A 13,981-nucleotide genomic window follows, 5' to 3' on the forward strand; every position below is an offset into this window, starting at 1 on the left:
AACTCGATCCAAGAGGTCCGGGGGCCGGGAACGTCAACTGTCACGGCTCCCGGTGCCATCCACTCCCGGCAATGACGAGTGCCATTGGCACGCGTCAATCAGTGACAAATAGCTCCGGCAGCAACAGTTACCGGCCAGTATAAAATCACGCAGCTGACTACAACCTCACCGTCACGGTTGAGGAGGCGGCTCCGAGGAGTTCGCGGACCAACTTCCGCCGCCGGGCCAGGTACTCCTCGGAGGAAATTACGGGAGGAAATTACGGGAAGGAAAAATTACGGGGACACCATTGGGAAATTACGGGGACACCATACTGAATTACTGAGTTTTTAGTCTGCTGTTTTTCTTTTCCGAGGCCCCTTGGGACCCGGCTTACGGGGTCGCAGATTCAGCCCTAATGTTTTCTCAAGGGCAGCGAGAAATCCCTCATTCCCCAAGGGGCGCCCCGTTCTCTCGTGTTGCCCGAATACTTCGGCTTCCTCTGAAGAGATGGCCTTGGAAAGATATTCCCTCCAATTACCGAACATCTCTAACAACGGTCTGGCACGAAGCAATACGTCGTCGCGCCCATCCATATGCGCTCTGGCACTACTCCAACGATACTGCCACGGCTCCTTTACTAACCCCGCACGTACAGGGTTGAGTTCTATGTAGCGTGCACCAACCCAAAGATGGGCTTCATCCATTGGAAACGAAGAGAAACGTCCCTGCCACAGGTGACCGCTCCAGCCTTCCCGTGAGTTTACCCGGCGCGTGTAGCGGCGGTGGGCTTCTCCAATGGCGCCAGTCAGAGCTTCTTTCGATGGCGGCACAGCAATCAAGTGTACATGATTGGGCATCAAACAATAGGCCCAGATTTCCACTTCCCAAAGGGAACACCACTGCGCCATCAACTCAAGGTACTCCAGATAGTCCTCATTGCAGAAGAATGTCTGGAGGCGGCGGTTACCGCGTTGTGTGACGTGGTGAGGCACGTAGGGTGCCACCACGCGTGCTATTCTTGCCATATTTATCTTATAACACAAACATTTGGTAGAAAGCAATAATTCAGTATGGTGTCCCCTTAATTCTTCCAATAATTCAGTATGGTGTCCCCTTAATTCTTCCAATAATTCAGTATGGTGTCCCCTTAATTCTTCGTCCTTAATTCTTCCCCTTAATTCTTCAGAATTCTTCAGGTATGTCCCCTTAATTCAGGTGGGGAATTTCAATTTGCCGTTGACAATCCCGCAGCCGCGGTGATCAGGGCTGCACCCGGGCGATGCGCAAGGTATCCATCCTGACATTGCCGTACTTGTGCCCCCGGGCGTCCTGGATGTTGAAGTACTCCTTCTTGTATGCTATCCCGTTGGTTGAGCACTGACTGGACCAGTGATGCAGCCCGATAATGTGGCCGCTGCTGTCCCGGAGCCATTCGATGAACACCACGGTATGCCCGGTGTTATTTTCCCTGCCGAATTGCATGAAATCACCCGGCCGTGCCTCTTCAAGATCGGCGATCCCCATGCCCAGGCCGTACTTCTCTACCGCGGCCACAATGTGGTGACCGGCCTGAGCGCCGCCGGCCATATACCAGCGCAGCAGAAAATCAAACAGTTCGTCAAAGGTCATCCCGTTGAAATCCCCCGGGTCGAGCCCCAGGTCAATGTTCCGCTGCTGCATGGCCTTGAAGAAAACCTCGAAGGTGATGCCCGTACAATGACTGGCCCTGTTCCCGCTGGGATGGGCCCGGGCCAGCACCCAGCCCTTATATTCCAGAGTGGTGGTCACCCCGTTGTAGTTCTGATAGTCGGTGTTGAACAGGTAAGGATAATCCCGGCCTTGATAGGTGTTGACGATATCCAGAACATAGGTGTTGAAGGACTGTATGGAGAGGTCTTTAAGGGGCACGGATTCCGGTGGCGGCGGCTGGGGCTGCGGTTGCGGCGCCGGCGCCGGCTGCGGCTGCTGGATCCGGGGTTTCTCGGCCTCAGCCGGGTGCCCGCTTTCGGCTTGAGCCTGCTCAGTCTCCGCCGGGGCTTCCTCGACAATAAACGCTTCTTTTCCCAGCGCCTCCGCGGAACCGCTGTCTGTGGTCTCATCGCCGCTCCTCCGGTCACCGGCGACCACAGATGCGGCATCCTGAGCCACGGTACCGCCGCCAACGTCCGGCGGAACCGCCTGCGCAGCATATACCCAGATGGTGATCATCACCGCCAAGGCCGTAACCACGATCTTGCCGCAGTGCGTTTTCCAGAACATGCTAAGATACCCCGCCGCTGCCAAGTTGCTTAAGGAAAACCACTGCAGTAAAAATTATCGTAGATGACCAGAATTCCTCTTGGTAAATCCATACAGCAAAGTAGGTTGGAAGAACGGGAAATGGAAAAAACGAAGCCAGGCCCGCTTCACTGTTTTCCACCTCTGGGCAAAGCGTTCGCGGTTTCTTCCCGGGGTGGGTCAAGAATTACCCCGTCGCACCACTGAACACCGCCAGCCCGGCCGGAAGGACAAAGCATGTCCATTACGACGTGCTTGCCGTTAAAGGCTTCAGGATTTCCACGAACAGCCGCACCAGTTCCGGGTCGAACTGCGAGCCGGTGCACCTCTCAAGTTCGGTAACCGCTTCTCTGTGCGACATCGCCTTCCGGTAGGGGCGGTCGTTGGTCATGGAGTCATAGGCGTCGGCGACAGCCAGGATGCGGCATTCCAACGGGATTTCCTCGCCTTTCAATCCCAGGGGGTAGCCCTCCCCGTTCCATACCTCGTGGTGCTTCAGAATCAGGTCGGCAATGTGCACCAGGTCCGGGACCGAATGGGCGATGCGGTGACCGATCTCACAGTGCCGCTGCATTTCCGCCCTCTCCGCCGGGGAAAGGGGCCCCTTCTTGAATAAGATACGGTCCGGCACACCAACCTTGCCGATGTCGTGAAACTGGGCCAACAGGCGCAGGTCGTTTACCGTGCGCTCGGGCAGGCCAAGAGCCTGGGCCATGCGCAGGACCAAGTCTTGCATCCGTTCCCCGTGCCCCTCGGTAATGTGGTCCCTGGCTTCCAAGGTCTTCATCAATGTCTGGATGATCGCGCTGCGCGTACTCTGGCTGCGGTGCAGTTTATCCCGGTACATGTTGTTGTCGGCTTCCCGGAATAGGTTGTTTAAGTTGTCGGTATCGTCGTCACCCACCGCATAACCAACGGACAAACTCAAGGGAAGCTCCGGATGAAGCAGGTTGTGGCGCTCCACCGCCTCCCGGATCCGTTGGCAGGCACCCTGGACGACTGTCTTATCGCTCTCCGGCAGGACCACGGCGAATTCGTCTCCCCCCACCCGGGCCACCACGTCGCTCTTGCGGAAAGCCTGCTGCAAAACCCCGGCCGCCGCCCTGAGCAGCGCATCCCCGGCATCGTGGCCCAGACTGTCATTGACGAGCTTGAGTCCATCCACGTCACACACGACGAGGCCTACCGGCGCGAAGCGTCCGCCCTTCAGGCGCCGCATTTCCTCCTCGAAGTAAGCCCGGTTGTAGATTCCGGTCAGCGGGTCGTGCAGGCTCAGGTACCTGAGCCGCTCCTCCGCCTCCTTCCGTTCGCTCACATCGCGGATGGTTTCGATCGCCCCCGTCACATTCCCCTGGCCGTCAAACAGCGGCGACGCCTTCTCCCAGACGAAGGCCCCTTGGCCCCCGTAGACTGAAGGAACGAAACCCTCGGCATAGTAGGTGTTGCCTTTAATCTCAAAGCCCTGGTACTGCCACTCAATACCCTGGTCCCCCCCTATCACCAGGTCGATCAGCATGGGCCTCGGCCGCCCGTAAAAAGGTAAGGAGTAAGCATAGTCACCCTTACCGAGGATTTCGGCCTTCGAAATCCCCGTCATTTTCTCAGTGGCTAGGTTCCAAGCAATCACCCGCTTGTCGCGGTCGACGACAAACGTGGCGTCCGGCAAAAACTCGATAATGTCCTGCAACTGCTGGTGTGCAGTCTGGAGTTTCTCCGCCAGGCCGCGGTAGGACTCTTCACTGTCCTGCAATTGGCGGCCGGATTGCTCCAAGGCCGCCAGCATCCGGTTGATGGCGCCGGCCAGGTTTGACAGTTCGTCTTCTCCGGGGATAGCCAGGCGTACCGACAGGTCACCGGTCTTTCGAATCTCTTCAACCCCGGAGTTCAGGCGCTCCAACCGGGAAAGAACCAAGTTCTTCAAAAGGAGCATCGTGCTTATGATGATTACAAAACCGCCCGCCATGAGGAACCAGACAAAGAAGTTGATGGTGGCCAAACCCTGTTTGTAGATCGCCCGTGGACGGTCCACCTTCAGGACAAGCGCAGGTTCGCCGTGGATATCCTCGAGCAGCGCGTACCCCGCCACCGAATCCGCACTCACCGCCCGGGCGACAATTGGGGTTTGTTGCGACAAAAGACCGCGCGCCGCCTCGAAATCAGCCGGCGGCGTTGGGTCATCCAGGCGACTGGCGGAGAGATTCAGCTGTGTTACTTCAGACAAACGCGCTATTTCCAGATTGTCCAAATAACGGCCCCAAATCAGGGCTCCCTGGATCGGTCCCTGCCTTTCATTAGTCACGATGGGTCGCGAAGCAACCAATAGCGGTCCTTCCGGGAGAAGAACCAATCCACTGACACTGCTCTCCGGGTCGAAATGATCCAACAGGGGGCTGCCGTCCCCAAGGTGTGGCTCCAGGCTTCTCGGCAGCGGCATTTCCTCTCCGCTCTGCAGGTCAAAGGCCCGGCCGAACACAACCCGGCCGGGCGCATTGACGAAAAGCATTAAGTTCAACCGGAGATTATCAAATGTGGCATCCGGGATGTTTCGGCGCACATAATCCGGATCGCCGGTCATGATAAACGCGTAGGTCTCATCCCACGCGGCCCAATCACCCACCCCGTTACTCAGTTCATCCAGTTGACCGGCAATCAAACTCAGCGCCTGTTCGGTATAGTCGCGGGTCCTGTTCTCTTCCAAGTCCTCGTAGCTGTGCAGGAGTATATGGTGAGCGGCTGTATAAAGAATCACCAGTAAACCGAGGAGCATCGCCCCTATGAACATCAGGGTCTTCCTACGGAGTGTCAAGCACTCGCCCCCCGACCTTGGTTTCAACAGGATACCATACGACAAAATCTTCCCTATTTCCTCTTATCGTCCAAAAAGCTTGCTCGTCAACACCACACGAAAAAAAACCCGCATAAGGCTTAGAAGCCCCAAGGGAGCTTACGGGAGTACTTCGAAGAACATGGCAGGGGCTAATGAAAGCACGTCGGCAGAAACATTCATACTTGAAGTTGAGGCGGATAAATTGACACTGACAGCCTGGCGGATAATGCGGTTCTTTGTGTAGCGGGCTGCGCGAATCAATACCCGCACCCATTATTAATATAGTTAATGGTAACATTAAGAATCTTAAATTAGCCATTGACATCTTTGAGTTGACCGAATAGAATGGGCTCAAATCGAGCGTGCCGCCGATCCAAGTGCCGATCCAAAGACCGGTTCGGAGCACGATCTCAGGCCGTCCGAGGCCGGACCAAGAAGGGGGTGAATCAATGAAGTACCAGGCGCCGCACTGCTGCCCGGTCTGCAATCAAGAATTGGTCATCAGCAGCCTGGCGTGCAGGCATTGCCAGACGCGGCTTGAAGGCGGCTTCACCTCCTGCAAGTTCTGCAAATTGCCGGCCGAGCAGCAGGAATTCATCGAGGTGTTCATCAAGTGCCGCGGCAGCATCAAGGACGTGGAAAAAGAACTGGGCATCTCCTACCCCACGGTGCGCAACCGCCTGGACGGGTTGATCCAGGCGCTGGGCTACCGGGTCGACCGGCCGCCCGCCGAAAGGCCCGACCACGCCGCAGAAAAGACCCGCAAGCAGGAGATCCTTACGGCGCTGGAGGCGGGGGAGATCACCGCCCAGGAGGCCGCCAAGCTGCTCAAGAAAACGGCTAAGTAAACGGGACAAACAGGAAAGGGGTAAGTATAATACAATGAGTGAGAAGAACAGAATCCTGCAGATGGTCCGGGACGGAAAGATCAGCGTGGACGAGGGGCTGGAACTCCTGAGCGCGCTGGACGAGACCGACGCCAAGGCCGCCCAGGCCGCCCAGGCCGCCGCTCAGGGCCCGTCCGCCAAGACCCGCGACCGCTTTCTCAGGGTGCGCGTGGACAGCGCCGACACCAAAGTCAACGTCAACATCCCGCTCGGCCTGCTGAAAGTGGCTTCGAACCTGATCACCATGGGCTCGGGCTTCATCCCGCAGGAGGCCCGCCGGGAAATGGAGGCCAAGGGGATCGACATCTCCAAGATCGACTTCGAAGAGCTCGTGAGCCTCATCGACCAGGGCCTGGTGGATGGGAAGCTTGTGGATGTGGACGTCGATGACCCGAAGGAAGGAAGGACCAAGGTGGAGGTCTATGTCGAGTAAGCGGCAGAGCCAGTTCCTGCTGATCAGGGTGTCTCAGGGCGGGTTCCGCCGGTTTGCGCTTCCGGTGCCCCTGTACGTCCTGGACCTGACCCTGGACGCTTTCTCCGACCTGGCCGCCCTGGCCGACACGCTGGCCCCGGGGCGGCTCGGGGCCCTGAAGCGGGCAGACCCGGGGGGCCTCGGCGGTCCCGGCGGCGGTAGTGTTGCCGGCAGCCTCATCAACGGCGGCGGTAATGCTGACGGCGGCTCGGCCGGCCGCCGTGGCCGCCGGTTGTCCGTGGAGCGCGTTCTCGCGCTCGTGCTGGCGCTCTTTCGGGAATTGCGCCGGCACGGCCGGTTGCGCGTGGTGGAGGTGCAGGCCGGCAAGGTGCGGGTATCCATCGACTTATACTAGACCGGAGAGGCTAAAGCAGCCGCGTAGGGCAACTCCGGCCTAAAAGTTATCCGTCGGCTTGTACTAGACTAGACCAAAGAGGTGGTCCGGATGAGTAGGCTCGTTTTCAGGATGGTGGCCAACACGGTGGCCGTGTACGTGATCGCGCTGGTGATTCCGGTCGTGGTCCTGGAGAGCGCGTGGGTGGGGCTTCTGGCCGGCGCGGTGCTCACCCTGCTGAACGCGCTGGTGCGGCCGTTACTGCTGTTGATCACTTTGCCCGTCAACCTGATCACTCTGGGCCTTTTTACCCTGGTGGTCAACGCCTGGATGCTGATGCTCACCAGCCGCCTGGTGGAAGGGTTGACGATCCCCGGGTTCTGGTGGGCCCTGGCCGCCGCCCTGCTGGTGACGCTCGTCAACGTGCCCTTAAATCAGTTGTTCGGAAACCGCCGTTTCAGGATGTGGTGAACTGCCGGAAAAGGGCGCGCCGGCACCCCGGAGGCGGAGTCCCTGCGGCACTGATCAAGAAAGCGAAACCCGGCGGGTCTTTTCATCGGGCTGGCGCTGTTCGGGTTAACCGGACGGAAAGAGTTCAGCGGGCAGTTTGGGGAGAGGCGTTTGGCCGGTTCGGATTGAGGCGGCGGGTCAGGAGCCTGCGCGCCACGTTTACTTCGCGGAAAGCCGGACGGCTGCAGGCCGATTTGCGTCGGCGGGCCGAACAACTGGAGAGGGAATACCGCGTTTGCGAAGAGGCCCTGCGGAACACGGCGGGAGAACTCTGAACAACGGCAAGGAACGGTCGGCCGGCCCGTAGGTGCCGAAAGGGGAGTCCTTTAGGCGCCGTCAGCGAGAAAGACAAGGTGCTCCGGGTGGTGGTCCGGTCCGTAGATGCCGGAGGGGGGTCTTTAGGCGCCGTTAGCGTCCGCTGTGCTCCGGCAGTCCGAATACAGCGGTTGACCTTCCGTTCAGCCCTGCAGTTTGTCGCGCAAAAGCCGGTTCACCTTGCCGAGCATGTTGCCGAAGCTGTTGGACCGGGTGATTCAGCCCTGCAGTTTGTCGCGCAAAAGCTGGTTCACCAGCTGCGGGTTCGCCTTGCCCTTGGTCTCCTTCATCACCTGGCCCACCAAAAACCCGAGCGCCCTCTCCTTGCCGCCCCTAAAGTCGGCGGCCGGCCCGGGGTGGGCGGCGATCACGCGGTCGGCCACCGCACCCAGTTCGCCGGCGTCGGCGATCTGCACCAGGCCCTTTTCCTTCACGACCGCCCCGGCGTCGGCGCCGGTGGTGAACATCTCATCCAACACGTCCTTGGCCATCTTGCCGCTGATGACGCCCTCGCGCACCAGCTCCAGCAATTCCGCCAGCCGCCGCGGGGTGAGGCCGGTTTCCTCGATCTCCCGCCCGGCCGCGTTCAGGCAGCGGCTCACCTCGCCCATGAGCCAGTTGCTCACCGTCTTAGGCTCGCCGAAGAGTGCGACCGTCTCCTCGTAGAAGTCGGCCATCGCCCGCGAGGCGGTGATCACTTCGGCGTCGTAGGCGGGGAGCCCGTGCTCGTCCACCAGGCGCGCACAGCGGGTGTCCGGCATCTCGGGCATCGTCCGCGCAAGCTCCGCCACCCAGGCCGGGTCGATCTCCAGCGGGGGCACGTTCGGGTCCGGGAAGCAGCGGTAGTCGGTGGCCAAATACTTGGTGCGCATTGCCCGGGTCATGCCCCGGGCCTCGTCCCAGTGCCTGGTCTCCGGGACCACCGGCTCCCCGTTTCGCACCAGGTCCATCTGCCGGGCCACCTCGTACTCGATGCCCCGGGCCACGGCGCGGAACGAGTTCATGTTTTTAATCTCGGTCTTCTGGCCGAACACCGCGCTGCCGCGCGGCCGCACCGACACGTTGGCGTCGGCGCGCATCGACCCTTCCTCCATCTTGCAGCCCGACACCCCGGTGTAGCGGATCAGGGAGCGCAGTTTTTGCAAGAAAAGGCGCGCCTCCTCGGGGTCGCGCACGTCGGGCTGGGTGACGATTTCCACCAGCGGCACCCCGGCCCGGTTGAAGTCGACCATGCTGTAGGGCGAGTCGGTGATGTTCCCCAGGTGCAAAAGCTTGCCGGTGTCCTCCTCCAGGTGGATCTGGCGGATGCGCACCCGCCGGGTCTCGCCGTTCACGTGCACGTCCACGTGCCCGCCCACGCCCATGGGGTAAAAGTACTGGGAGATCTGGTAGCCCTTCGGCAGGTCGGCGTAGAAATAGTTCTTGCGGTCGAAGGTGACGTAGGGCACGATCTCGCAGTTTAGCGCCAGGGCGGCCCGGGCGTGGTACTCCACCGCCCGCCGGTTCAAGACCGGCTTGTGGCCGGGGAGTCCCAGGCAGACCGGGCAGACCTGGGTGTTCGGCGCGGCGCCGAAGGCGGCGCTGCAGCCGCAGAACATCTTGGTGCCGGTGCCGAGTTCGATGTGGATCTCCAGGCCGATTACCGCTTCAAGCTCCTGCACTTTTCAGTATCCCTCCGTATTCGTAAACGCGATCGGCGGCACGTGCCGGTAGAAACCGATGTCCTCCTCCAGGGCGCGGGCCGCGCGCAACAGCACGCCCTCCCCGAAGGCCGGGCCCACCAGGTGCAGGCCCGCGGGCAAGCGTCCGGCGAACCCCATCGGCAGGGAGAGCGCCGGGAGCCCGGCCAGGTTGGCCGGCAAAAGCGCCGCGTCCCGCAGGCGCGCCGCCAGCCCGTCCAGTTCGGCGTCCGCCCAAGGGGGGGCCGGCGCCGGGGCGGTGGGGGCGGCCAGGAGGTCGAACTTGGCGAAGGCGGCGTGGAAGTCCTGGCGCACCAAGGTGCGCACCTGCTGGGCCTTCACGAAAAACTCCTCGAAGTGGCCGGCGCTCAACACCAGCGTGCCGAACAACTGGCGGCGCCGGAGGTCCGCGCCAAACCCCTCGCGCCGGGTGCGCCGGTACATCTCGTGCAGGTGGCGCGCCTCGGCCCGGTGGCCGAACCGCACCCCGTCGAAGTTCGAAAGGTTGGAGAACGCCTCGGCGGACGAGATCACGAAGTAGGCGGCCACGGCGTGGGCGGTGTGGGGGAGCGAGGTCTCCTCCACCCGGGCGCCGAGGCCGGAGAGCCGCGCCAGGCACTTCTCGAAGAGCGCGCGCACCTCCGGGTCCATGTCCGGGGAAAGGTACTCGCGCGGCACGCCGACGGCGAGCCCCCGGACGTCTTGCCCGAGGCGGGCGGTGTAGTCCTCGCCCGCCGCCCCCGTGGTCAGCGGGTCGGCCGGGTCAGGCCCGGCCAGCACGGTGAGCGCCGCCGCGCAGCCGGCCACGTCCACCGTGAGCGGCCCCAGGTGCTCCAGCGAGGGTGCGCACTCCACCAGCCCGTGGGTGGGAATGAGCCCGTAGGTGGGTTTCAAACCCACCGCGCCGCAGTAGGCGGCCGGCAGGCGCACCGACCCGCCGGCGTCCGAGCCCAGGGCCAGGCAGACCTGGCGGGTCACCACCGCCACCGCCGCCGCCCCGCTCGAGCCGCCCGCCAGGCGCGAGTCGTCCCAGGGGTGGAGGGTGGGTCCGAAACGCGAGTTCCGGTTGGTCGTCCCCAGCCCGAACTCGTCCAGGTTGAGCTTGCCGACCGGCACCGCCCCGGCCCGGCGCAGCCGCTCGTAGACAAGAGCGCTGAACGGGGGCACGAACAGCTCCAGCATGCGAGAGGCGCAGGTGGTGCGCACGCCGGCGGTGCAGATGTTGTCTTTTACGGCGAAGGGGATGCCGGCGAGGGGGCCGGGGTCTTCGCCGCCGGCGATCTTTTGGTCCACCGCCCGGGCGTCGGCCAGGGCCAGGTCCGCGGTCACCGTGATGAAGGCGTTCAGGGGTTCCTGCAGCGCGTCGACCCGGTCGAGCACGGCGTTCGTCAGCTCCTCCGCCGAGAACTCGCGGGCCACGAGCAACTCACGGAGGCGGCCGATCCGCGCGTCGTTGAGCATCAAGGAAGCCTCCTCAAAGTATTTCAGATGAAGTTTTCTTTTCTATTCCTCGATAATCCGCGGCACCCGGAAGCAGCCGCTCTCCTCCTCGGGCGCGTTCGCCAGGGCGGTCTCCAGGGGCAGCGACGGCCGGGGCTCGTCCGGCCGCGTGACGTTCTTCAACGGGCGGACGTAGGCGGTCGGCGCCACACCCTCCACGTCCAGCGTCGCCCACTGCCGCTCCACGAAGGCGAACAGGGCGTTCACCGCCTCCAGAAAGCCGTCCAGCTCCGCAGCGGGGATCTCCATGCGCGCCGCCTCCGCGGCCTGCGCCAGCTCCTCGGCACTGATCATCGGCAAAAAACACCGTCCTCAAACCAAGATAATACAAATTTGCCCCATTTTCGTATTATACCAGCACCGCACCCCGCAAGGCAATGATCCTGCAGTAGCCCGCGTCCAATCACTTCTGGAAAGATTGCAAAGTGAGCGGCATAGCGAAGGGGCGTCATTGGAATCTCAGTAAATTCTCTTCTCGGGAATGGCTTCGCGGATTCCACCACGTGGGTCTTCGATGTCCCCTGCATAACGGGGAATGAGATGGACATGACAATGCCAGATGGTCTGGCCGGCGGCTTCTCCGATGTTAATGCCTACGTTGTAGCCTTGAGGATTGTACTTGGTCTGGAGCAACAGTCAGCAGTCGTCTAAAAGGCGCGGTCGTAAATAGCGAAGGTTAGATTGTTCGGTCACTATTATCACCCCCTAGGGTACCCTGCCCAGGGTCCGATCCGTGATTGCGCCCATAAGCGCTAGCATCATGCGACCTTCCCTAAGATCGCTCACCGCAAATGTTCGCTGTCCATCTGATCTATCGTCCCACACCCCGAATTCACCGCGGCCCTGGTAACGAATTCGTATCCTTTCGCTGTCCAGTAAGAAGGTGGTCCGTCCCCGGGGATCGTCCGGGTCGATTGAGGCCGCTTGGCCGGCCTTGGTCGTGAACGTAATGCCGGCTTGGCGTAACTCCTCCCACAGCCGGCGTTCGGCTTCGGTTTCCAAATAGAGTTCGCTCATTGTCTTTGAGTGCTCTAACGAGTAACGCGTTCCCCAGCGAAAAAGAACCCGGTGCCGGTCGGTGTTCCAGATAGGCCGCTGGAGCTTCTCCAGTGGATCAAGGTGAAACAGGATGTAGGGTTCATCCGCCGATCCACGTCCAGTCCAAGGGGTGTGGATGTCACCCCGCCGACGCATCTCAATGCCATGCACCCTGGCGCAATAGCGGACGCCGCCGTAGTCCTGGCCGGTGAGGGTGACTGGTTCGAAAAAGGCGAGCCATCTTACATTCATACGGCGCTCTTTGCTGATCCGGGCCAGTGGTGCCAGATAGAGTCGATGCTGGCGAATCCAGACCCATTGCTCAAGACCGTGTCCTATTACCCCAACCAGCACTACCTCAGCCATCTTAGCCCGGTTGGCCAATTCCTCGTCACGCAATACCACCCCGACTGCCTTTTCGGCGAAGTGGGTACCCGAGCGGCGGCAGTTCCTGGCCAGCCACTCTTCCACGTAGCTGGTCTCCGAAGGTAGGAAGGGCAACGCCCCAATACCGATGGCGTCTAGGCTGCGAAAGAGACGGTTGTCACGGAATTCCAAGTTCTGTGTATCCCGAAAGGGGAAGAGAGCCAGCGCTTCGACAATGCGCCGGCGGGGCGGAATGGCATTGTCCACGATAGCGTCGCGGTAGCGGTACAATTGGTTCACCGCATCTTCAGGCGGGCCGGGAGTGCCGTACTTATCCAAATAGTCTTGGTTTCCCACCACCCGGTACTTTGCATCCAGGACTACCTCGACCGGGGTCTCCCAGCCCGTTGGGTGAAAGCTGAGCAGGATGTCGGGACGCTGGGCGCCGGTGGCCGAGACAATTCTGGGATTGTATCGCATGGTGCAGACCGTGCGGCCGTGTCGGCGGACTTCCATCATCAGATGTCTTCCGCGGCGCAGTCGGATAGTCAAGCCTCCTGGGCTACGTTCAACCAGCGTTTGGGGTTCAAACCGACCACCGGTACGAGCCGAAATGATGCCCAACAGGGCCAACACGCACCAGTACTCATAAAGTTCGCTTACGTCTTTGAGGGAAAGCTGCAGGGCGTCAGCCTGGATGCGCAGACCCAGACGCAGAGTAAGACAGCAGCGGAATGCCTCCCGGTAGCCGGGTGCAGCTCGGAAAACGAGAGAAGAATGGGCGGTTGGGGATGCGCCGGTTACCGAGGCCAGGGGTTCCAAGCGCATGATTTGGTCGAGGCGGGTCTCAAGGTGCCTGACCTGAGCGGCGGCTTCTCGATAATGTGCCCGGCCCGAGGCGACCCCCGCGGCCCGAACCCGGGTGTGCATGTCGGCGAGGCGCCGGCGGACCAAATCCAATTCATAGCGCAGCCATTTGTTCTCTGGGGTGTTTAGGTTAGGGCGGGGGCGATTAGCCCGGAGACGGTCCGGAATGGGCACTTGGTCCACGAGAGTGCAGGAAAGAACACCACGGCGCGCCGCGCTACGCACGGCTGCTCGGACGAACCGGTCAGACCGCTTCACACGGGCTGATGGTCCGTACATTGGTTCGGGAACCAGGGCCCGGTGCGGCTGGCGGGCGATTTGATGCACTGCGCGTTCCAGGTCCTGAAAGACATAGTCCAGCAGCAAAAGCCACTCTAAATCGGTTTGTGTGCCGGCAGGCTTAGATGGTACGGCACCCTGGTAGGTGGCCCGGAGGTAATCAAAGGCGAGGTTGTAAACGTACTTGGAGACTTCGGCCAGCAAGTCCCAGTAATCTTCGTCGTAGTCGAGCTTGGTGGGGAAGACTTCAAGTTCAAGCGTTAGATGCTCTTGCCGGCCGAGAAGGAAAGTGAAAGAGCTTAGCCCCACCCGATCTTTGAACGTAAAAGTACCAGTGCTAACACTGGGGTCGATAGCCGAAGGGTAGAAGCCCTGTTGCACCAGCGGGTCGCGATGCCGGATTGAAGGTGTTGCTCCCGGCTTTTTAGCCCGAACGATTAGTTGATAGGTAGTGTTTTCAAAGAAGGTCGGTTGCGCTTTAGGTTCGGATGGGTCCAAGGTGTACGGTTGGTTGGTGCGCAAGCGTAGGCGGGGATAACGGCGCCTGGGACCAAGAGGTACGACCGCTTCCGGCACCCCTTCCGGTCCCCAGATTTCCACGGCCAAGTCGGCAGTCTCGATGAACAACAAACGTGTGGGCTTCACAAC

General features: G+C 61.1%; 13 protein-coding genes. 5 read left to right on the forward strand and 8 right to left on the reverse strand.

The genetic code is table 11. The annotated features are described in order from the left end of the window. Positions 1 to 329: 329 nt before the first annotated feature. The 3 genes from AB1402_07060 to AB1402_07070 form a co-directional block, all read right to left on the reverse strand. Complete coding sequence (locus AB1402_07060; protein MEW6541354.1) at positions 330 to 1,007, reverse strand: transposase; 678 nt, start codon at positions 1,005 to 1,007, stop codon at positions 330 to 332. A 235-nt stretch (positions 1,008 to 1,242) separates the two neighbouring features. Beyond that, positions 1,243 to 2,241, reverse strand: a complete 999-nt coding sequence (locus tag AB1402_07065; GenBank protein ID MEW6541355.1) for a hypothetical protein — start codon at positions 2,239 to 2,241, stop codon at positions 1,243 to 1,245. 262 nt (positions 2,242 to 2,503) lie between these two features. Continuing rightward, on the reverse strand, positions 2,504 to 5,065 hold the full coding sequence (locus tag AB1402_07070; protein ID MEW6541356.1) for a CHASE4 domain-containing protein: 2,562 nt from the start codon (positions 5,063 to 5,065) through the stop codon (positions 2,504 to 2,506). Positions 5,066 to 5,535: 470 nt separating this feature from the next. On the opposite strand from AB1402_07070, the gene AB1402_07075 reads away from it, so the two are divergent. The 5 genes from AB1402_07075 (at position 5,536) to AB1402_07095 (ending at position 7,564) form a co-directional block, all read left to right on the forward strand. Continuing rightward, positions 5,536 to 5,934, forward strand: a complete 399-nt coding sequence (locus AB1402_07075) for a DUF2089 domain-containing protein (protein ID MEW6541357.1) — start codon at positions 5,536 to 5,538, stop codon at positions 5,932 to 5,934. 34 nt (positions 5,935 to 5,968) lie between these two features. Next, positions 5,969 to 6,406: a hypothetical protein gene (locus AB1402_07080; GenBank protein ID MEW6541358.1), complete on the forward strand. Its 438-nt coding sequence runs from the start codon at positions 5,969 to 5,971 to the stop codon at positions 6,404 to 6,406. Further along, positions 6,396 to 6,800, forward strand: a complete 405-nt coding sequence (locus AB1402_07085; GenBank protein ID MEW6541359.1) for a hypothetical protein — start codon at positions 6,396 to 6,398, stop codon at positions 6,798 to 6,800. The genes AB1402_07080 and AB1402_07085 overlap by 11 nt, the downstream gene beginning before the upstream one ends. A 90-nt stretch (positions 6,801 to 6,890) precedes the next feature. Beyond that, on the forward strand, positions 6,891 to 7,250 hold the full coding sequence (locus tag AB1402_07090; GenBank protein ID MEW6541360.1) for a phage holin family protein: 360 nt from the start codon (positions 6,891 to 6,893) through the stop codon (positions 7,248 to 7,250). A 164-nt stretch (positions 7,251 to 7,414) separates the two neighbouring features. Next, on the forward strand, positions 7,415 to 7,564 hold the full coding sequence (locus AB1402_07095) for a hypothetical protein (protein ID MEW6541361.1): 150 nt from the start codon (positions 7,415 to 7,417) through the stop codon (positions 7,562 to 7,564). A gap of 258 nt (positions 7,565 to 7,822) precedes the next feature. On the opposite strand, the gene gatB is transcribed toward AB1402_07095, so the two are convergent. The 5 genes from gatB to AB1402_07120 form a co-directional block, all read right to left on the reverse strand. Then, a complete protein-coding gene (gene gatB, locus AB1402_07100) occupies positions 7,823 to 9,265 on the reverse strand; it encodes an Asp-tRNA(Asn)/Glu-tRNA(Gln) amidotransferase subunit GatB (protein ID MEW6541362.1) in 1,443 nt (480 codons plus the stop codon). Between the two features lie 3 nt (positions 9,266 to 9,268). Beyond that, a complete protein-coding gene (locus tag AB1402_07105) occupies positions 9,269 to 10,744 on the reverse strand; it encodes an amidase family protein (protein ID MEW6541363.1) in 1,476 nt (491 codons plus the stop codon). A gap of 42 nt (positions 10,745 to 10,786) precedes the next feature. After that, positions 10,787 to 11,077: an Asp-tRNA(Asn)/Glu-tRNA(Gln) amidotransferase subunit GatC gene (gene gatC / locus AB1402_07110; GenBank protein MEW6541364.1), complete on the reverse strand. Its 291-nt coding sequence runs from the start codon at positions 11,075 to 11,077 to the stop codon at positions 10,787 to 10,789. Positions 11,078 to 11,242: 165 nt separating this feature from the next. Further along, a complete protein-coding gene (locus AB1402_07115; GenBank protein ID MEW6541365.1) occupies positions 11,243 to 11,416 on the reverse strand; it encodes an HIT domain-containing protein in 174 nt (57 codons plus the stop codon). A gap of 72 nt (positions 11,417 to 11,488) precedes the next feature. Continuing rightward, positions 11,489 to 13,978: a DUF2357 domain-containing protein gene (locus tag AB1402_07120; GenBank protein MEW6541366.1), complete on the reverse strand. Its 2,490-nt coding sequence runs from the start codon at positions 13,976 to 13,978 to the stop codon at positions 11,489 to 11,491. Positions 13,979 to 13,981 lie beyond the last annotated feature (3 nt).

The organism is Bacillota bacterium (genome assembly GCA_040757205.1).
In the GTDB taxonomy this organism is placed as follows: Bacteria; Bacillota; Desulfotomaculia; order Desulfotomaculales; family Desulforudaceae; genus Desulforudis.

Excerpts from the sequence above, each read along its gene's own strand:
- AB1402_07060 (MEW6541354.1), bottom strand. The coding sequence starts at position 1,007 with ATGGCAAGAATAGCACGCGTGGTGGCACCCTACGTGCCTCACCACGTC.
- AB1402_07065 (MEW6541355.1), bottom strand. The coding sequence starts at position 2,241 with ATGTTCTGGAAAACGCACTGCGGCAAGATCGTGGTTACGGCCTTGGCG.
- AB1402_07075 (MEW6541357.1), top strand. The coding sequence starts at position 5,536 with ATGAAGTACCAGGCGCCGCACTGCTGCCCGGTCTGCAATCAAGAATTG.
- AB1402_07080 (MEW6541358.1), top strand. The coding sequence starts at position 5,969 with ATGAGTGAGAAGAACAGAATCCTGCAGATGGTCCGGGACGGAAAGATC.
- AB1402_07085 (MEW6541359.1), top strand. The coding sequence starts at position 6,396 with ATGTCGAGTAAGCGGCAGAGCCAGTTCCTGCTGATCAGGGTGTCTCAG.
- AB1402_07090 (MEW6541360.1), top strand. The coding sequence starts at position 6,891 with ATGAGTAGGCTCGTTTTCAGGATGGTGGCCAACACGGTGGCCGTGTAC.
- AB1402_07105 (MEW6541363.1), bottom strand. The coding sequence starts at position 10,744 with ATGCTCAACGACGCGCGGATCGGCCGCCTCCGTGAGTTGCTCGTGGCC.
- gatC (MEW6541364.1), bottom strand. The coding sequence starts at position 11,077 with ATGATCAGTGCCGAGGAGCTGGCGCAGGCCGCGGAGGCGGCGCGCATG.